Source organism: Tepidimonas sp. (genome assembly GCF_029335975.1).
Lineage (GTDB): Bacteria > Pseudomonadota > Gammaproteobacteria > Burkholderiales > Burkholderiaceae_C > Tepidimonas.
The window spans coordinates 1-5,644 of sequence record NZ_JARJMT020000106.1 but is presented as its reverse complement, the minus strand read 5'-3'; the positions used below and the strand labels follow the sequence as shown (position 1 = coordinate 5,644).

The 5,644-nt window shown below is 62.1% G+C and carries 6 protein-coding genes; all 6 read left to right on the top strand.

Annotation, left to right across the window (positions count from 1 at the left end; genetic code table 11):
- A partial coding sequence (locus tag P3W97_RS05890) for a MarR family transcriptional regulator (RefSeq protein ID WP_300844718.1) occupies positions 1 to 532 on the top strand: 532 nt, incomplete at its 5' end.
- Positions 533 to 535: 3 nt separating this feature from the next.
- Positions 536 to 925: a DUF2946 domain-containing protein gene (locus P3W97_RS05885; RefSeq protein ID WP_300844716.1), complete on the top strand. Its 390-nt coding sequence runs from the start codon at positions 536 to 538 to the stop codon at positions 923 to 925.
- 442 nt (positions 926 to 1,367) lie between these two features.
- Positions 1,368 to 2,777: a cytochrome c gene (locus tag P3W97_RS05880; RefSeq protein WP_300844714.1), complete on the top strand. Its 1,410-nt coding sequence runs from the start codon at positions 1,368 to 1,370 to the stop codon at positions 2,775 to 2,777.
- A gap of 4 nt (positions 2,778 to 2,781) precedes the next feature.
- Positions 2,782 to 4,002 (top strand): hypothetical protein, encoded by a 1,221-nt coding sequence (locus P3W97_RS05875; RefSeq protein ID WP_300844712.1) that lies wholly within the window; start codon positions 2,782 to 2,784, stop codon positions 4,000 to 4,002.
- Between the two features lie 14 nt (positions 4,003 to 4,016).
- Complete coding sequence (locus P3W97_RS05870) at positions 4,017 to 4,385, top strand: cytochrome c (RefSeq protein WP_300844711.1); 369 nt, start codon at positions 4,017 to 4,019, stop codon at positions 4,383 to 4,385.
- A gap of 359 nt (positions 4,386 to 4,744) precedes the next feature.
- Complete coding sequence (locus P3W97_RS05865) at positions 4,745 to 5,452, top strand: glutathione S-transferase C-terminal domain-containing protein (RefSeq protein WP_300844708.1); 708 nt, start codon at positions 4,745 to 4,747, stop codon at positions 5,450 to 5,452.
- Positions 5,453 to 5,644: the final 192 nt, after the last annotated feature.

Here is a 5,644-nt window from a genome sequence, read left to right as displayed (position 1 = left end):
CGTTGCGCACTTTGGCGAGATGGGGAGCCGCTGGGGCATCAGCCGGACGGTCAGCCAGATTTATGCGCTGCTGCTGGTCTCCGAGCACCCACTCAATGCCGAGGATATCGGCGATGCCTTGGGCATTTCGCGCTCGAACGTCAGCATCAGCCTCAAGGAGCTCGAAGCTTGGCAGCTGGTGAGGCTGTCGCGCAAGCCCGGGGATCGGCGGGAGTACTACACCACCTTGGGCAGCGTCTGGGAGATCTTCAAGGCGGTTGCTGCGGAGAGGCGGCGGCGTGAGGTTGAACCGACGCTCACCATGTTGCGCCAAGCCTTGCTGGCGCCATCGGCCGCCGCGTCGGACCGCTATGCCTTGGCCCGTATGCGCGAGATGTACGAGCTGATTGAGTTGGCGAACAACGGGTTTGACGACCTCCAGCGCCTCTCACCCGAGTCCATGCGGCAGCTGATGGGCTTGGGTAGCAAGGTCCAGAAATTGCTGGCCTTGAAAGACCGCACGGTGGCGGCTCTCGCCACAACGGACGGCTGATTTATGCGCTTGCGCGGATGGCTGCACCAACGACTCGCATGGCTTGCGCTGTGCGCGATGGTCTTTGGCGCATTCGCTCCAGCCATATCGAAAGTTCTTGCCGCCAACGCGCAGCGCATCACATGGATTGAGGTTTGCAGCACAAACGGGCCGCAGCGTATTGCGGTTGATCTGGGTTCGCAGACGCCAGCCGACGCCCCAATGGTGCACGACGACCATTGCGGTTATTGCCTGCTGCACCACCACACCCCTGTCGTTCCGACCGAAGCCTACACCTGGCGGGCCGCCGTGGCCTCCACCGGTCCGCTGCTCACCGGTGGCGACGACACCGCTGTTTACAGGCGCTTCATCCGAGACGCGCATCCCACTCGGGCACCGCCCGCCCTCTCCTGACCCTGGTTTGAACCGAGCACTGGGCCGGTCGTGACCGATCCGTGTTCGCTCTGCGCCTAATCACCCCTGCATGCGGGCGATCGGGTGGCGTCAATGGAGCTCGGAGACCAACATGAACCCTTACCCGCGGGTGATGCGGCCGATGACAGCCATCGGCATCGGCGCGACCCAAGCCGCACCGGCTGGGCCAGCCTTGACGCTCGCTGCTGCGGGCAGGCGTCTGATGGCTTGCTGATGTGCGCTCTGCGCCAAACGGCGCGACCTGGTCTGGGACAGTGCGACAAGCTCGCGCTCGCTGACCTTGGCCGTTGTTGATACGCAGGGCGCCAGCAGGGCTCCGAAACCCTCCACAAACCAAAACACTAGCTCTTGGCCTGTCGATGTCGCGCGCTGAGTGCGACCGCTTGACGCCTGAGCGTCCTCATCATTCAAGGAGAAACGTATGGACATGCTCGGCATGTACCCGACGTTCTATGTCCCCGCCATTGGTACAGCGTGGGTCATGGGCATCATCGGCGTGATTCACGTCGTGGCGTCCCACACGTCGGTCGGCGCGTCTTTTTTGTTCGCGTTGCTTGAGACCAAAGCGTACCGGGAGAACAAGCCGCAATTGATGGACTTCGTCAAGAAGTACGGCATGTTCCTGCTGGTATTTTCATACATCATCGGCTCCATCACGGGCCCCGGTATCTGGTATGCCATCACGGTTGCCAGCCCGCGCGGTGTTGGCGGTCTGATTCACAACTTCGTGTGGGTCTGGGCCGCTGAGTGGGTGTACTTCACCGTCGAGGTGATTGGTGTCTATGCATTGGTTTACCTGATCGGCAAGATCGATGCCAAGACCCATCTCAAGCTCACCTGGTCGTTCGCGCTCGCATCGTGGGCGACGATGCTGCTGATCGTCGGCATCTTGTCTTTCATGATGTGGCCCGGGCATGACAACTGGTACCAGACCGGTTCGACCAACGACGCTTTCTACAACATCAACTTCTTCGCGCACCTGGGCACGCGCACAGGCTCCATGATGGTCATGGCTGTGGTCGTGGGTTTGATGGTGGCCAGCCGCATGAAGGACCTGGAGCTGCGGCGCAGCGTGGTCAAGTTCCTCACTCCCATCGGTCTGGTCGGCGGTCTGTTTGCCGTGATGATGTTCCTGTACTACCTGCAAACGCTGCCGAACAACGCCATCGTCATGCTCAACACCCATCTGCTGCCGGTGTATGCGCAGGGTATGGTGGCGGTTTTTGTCGTGTCCACGCTGTGGTTGGTGTTTGCGTGGTGGAAGCCTCAGCGCATCTACACATCGCTGGCCGTCGCACTGTTCGCTTTCATTTCGGTGGTCGGTGTGTGGCCCGAAGAGCGCATGCGCGAATCGATGCGCAAGCCCTTCGTAGCAGGCCAGTACATCTACAGCAACCAGGTCATTGCGCGTGACGTGCCGGGCAAGGGCATCGTCGGTGAGGTGGACAAGATCGCCGAAAGCGGCTTTCTCAAACTGCATCCGTTCGTGCCGGAGCGCTTGCGCGTGGTCAATGATGGCAACCGCCTCGAAGTCGGACGCTTGCTGAGCCAGGTCGCATGCGCGAACTGCCACTCCCTGGAGCCCAAAACGCCACTGCGCAACATCCCTGACAAGTTCCACGGTGCAACCGACGAGGATTTGATCATGGCATTCATGCAAGGGCCGCTCAAGCACGGTACCCAGCCCTACATGCCGCGCATCGACTTGCCCGAAGACGAAGTCCGAGCGATTGCGCACTACCTTGCCACAGTCAACAGCGGCCAGGATGTGGATCGGTTGATTGCAGAGCAACAAAAAATGACCACACAAGTGGCTGCCAAGGGGGAGTGAGGCGATGGATATCGGAACCGTCATGAACACCATGCGCGACCCCGCTGGGGTTCCCGCGCATCCGGTGCTGTTCCAGGGCTTGATGGTGATCACCTGGGTTCTGCACATTGCCTTTGTGCACCTGACGCTAGGTGCTGCCGGCCTGGCCATCTACAGCTTTTACCAACGCGGTAAAGGGCCTTTCTGGGGGCGTCTGTCGATGGCGATGACCAAGGTGGCCAAAGTGGGGGTCTCGCTGCTCATCGTGCTGGGCGTCGCACCCTTGCTGTTTACACAGGTGATTTACGACCCGCAGTGGTATGTTTCGAACGTCCTGTCGGGGCGATGGGTCATTGCCTTCATCTTCACCCTCATCGTCGGCTACTGCAGTTGGTTCATCTTCTACTACGCCAACCATGAGGGCGCCAAGCGGTACATGGGCATTTTTGCCTGGGTCGCGCTGGCGTTGTTCTGCCTTGATGGACTGATCATGCACGCGCTGTCCTACCAGGAGCTGCTGCCCGCGCAGTGGATGAACTGGTATGCGCCGAATGGCGTGGTGGACACCAGCGGCTCGTCGCTGCATGCCATCCAGTGGCCCCGCTATGTGTTCATCATGAGCCTGTCGCTGCCTGCAGTGGGCGTCTTCCTGATCGCATATGCCCACTACTTTGCCACGCGGGCCGACCGCGAGCCGGAGTACCGCCAGTACGTCCGATCGCTTGGCCAGCGGCTTGCGGTCTGGGGCTTCGCTTTTTCGCTGATCCCGTTTCTGTTCTGGCAGTTTGCCCATCCCGACGGCTCCGGGCTGGCTGCGCATCCGATCGGATGGGGGTTGGCGTTGTCACTGATCGGCATGCTGGTCTGGACGAAGCGTCTGAAGGCGCACACGAACGGGTACCTGCCGGTTGTCGGTGGTTTCGGCGTGCTGGCGCTGCTGGCGTTGTGGCGCGAGATCGTGCGCATCGCCCACCTCAAACCGCTGGGCTATGACATCGCCACCTACACGGTGCATGTCGATTGGCCATCCACGCTGCTGTTCTTCTCCACGTTCGTCGGCGTGGGCGGACTGGTCGGCGGCTTTTATCTCACCTTGCTGTACCGCGCCGGGCGCGTGCAAGGCCTCTACACCGCTGATCGCAGCGTAGCGCGCCTCGGAACGGGGGCGGTAGCGGTTTTGGGCTTGTGGATCGCCGTGTTCTTCGTCTACGGGATCGTGATCTGGCTTCGCAACAGTTTCGTCTGATTTTGGGTATGCATATGGAAACACTGATTCGCATTGGTTTGGCTGCTTGGCTGCTGGCCTCGCACGTGGCTCACGCGCAAACGCAATCCGGCCCCGCACCTGATGTGGGCGCGGGCAAAAAGCGGGCAGCTGTCTGCTTTGCGTGCCACAACGCAGATGGCATCTCGAGAATTCCGGGCACGCCGCATCTGGCTGGCCAGGAGAGACACTATCTCGAAAACGCTTTGCGCGCCTACCGCGACGGCCAACGGCAAGACCCCACCATGAACGCCATGGCCAAACCACTCTCTGACCGAGACATCGTGAACATCGCGGCTTACTACAGCTTGCAAAACCGCATGAACAATGTTCAGACGGCGGCGCAAGCGGTTGACGCCAAGTAGGCGGAGCGAGTTCAGCCGCTGCGCCCTGCTCGGGTACCGTGCGGGTGCAGCGGCTGTTCGCGCCACTTGGGTGGCGCACGGCAGCGCGAACCTTGTCACAGCGCCAAAGCTGGGCAAAGAGGCCGATTGTTGGGAAACGCGAAGACGAGCTGCGAGCGGTATGCAGCGCAAGGCACGGCGCGCAGGATGCGAGGCGACCACGCCGGGCAGACGATTGATCGAAAAAGGCGTCTCGGCATACACGCCAGATGCGAGCAACGCATCTCGAGGGAGTAAGCTTCGGCTGATGTCAAAGTCGCACCCGCGCAGCAATTTTTTTCAGCGTTTGTGCTCTTTCGCCCTCTGCGAGGCTTCCACACATGGCCCAACTCAGCACCTTCCCCATCACCCGCAAATGGCCGGCGCGCCACCCCGAGCGGCTGCAGCTCTACAGCCTGCCCACGCCCAACGGCGTGAAAATTTCCATCATGCTGGAGGAATGCGGCTTGCCGTATGAAGCGCACCGCGTGAGCTTCGACACCGGCGACCAGTTCACCCCCGAATTCCTCTCGCTCAACCCCAACAACAAGATCCCCGCCATCCTCGACCCCAACGGCCCCGACGGCGAGCCGATGCCGCTGTGGGAATCCGGCGCCATCCTGATCTACCTCGCCGAGAAGACCGGGCGCTTCCTGCCCACGGCGCCCGCACGCCGCTACGAGACCCTGCAGTGGCTGATGTTCCAGATGGGCGGCATCGGCCCCATGTTCGGCCAGGTGGGTTTCTTCACGGTCTTCGGTGGCAAGGATTTCGAGGACAAACGCCCACGCGACCGCTACACCGCCGAGTCGCGCCGGCTGCTCGGCGTGCTCAACCAGCGGTTGACGGGCCGCACCTGGATCATGGGCGAGGACTACACCATTGCCGACATCGCCATCTTCCCCTGGGTGCACAACCTCATCGAGCGCTACCAGGCCGGCGACCTGGTGGGCTGGAGCGACTTCCCCGAGGTACAACGCGCACTGGCCGCCTTCCTCGCGCGAGCCGCCGTGCAGCGCGGCCTGGGCGTTCCGGCCGGGGCGGAGTGACGCGGGAGGTCACAGCGCGGCCTCGCGGCGGGAAGCGCTGGCAGTACACCGCGCATGCCCGCGGATTCACGCGGTGACCTGAGGCGGTGCTGCGGTGGCGTGGCTGCAGAGGCACCTCGCATCCCCCTCATCCCCCACCGCTTGCGCTCACGCGCGGTCGAAGACGGTGGGCGATGCACCTCGGTTCCCTCC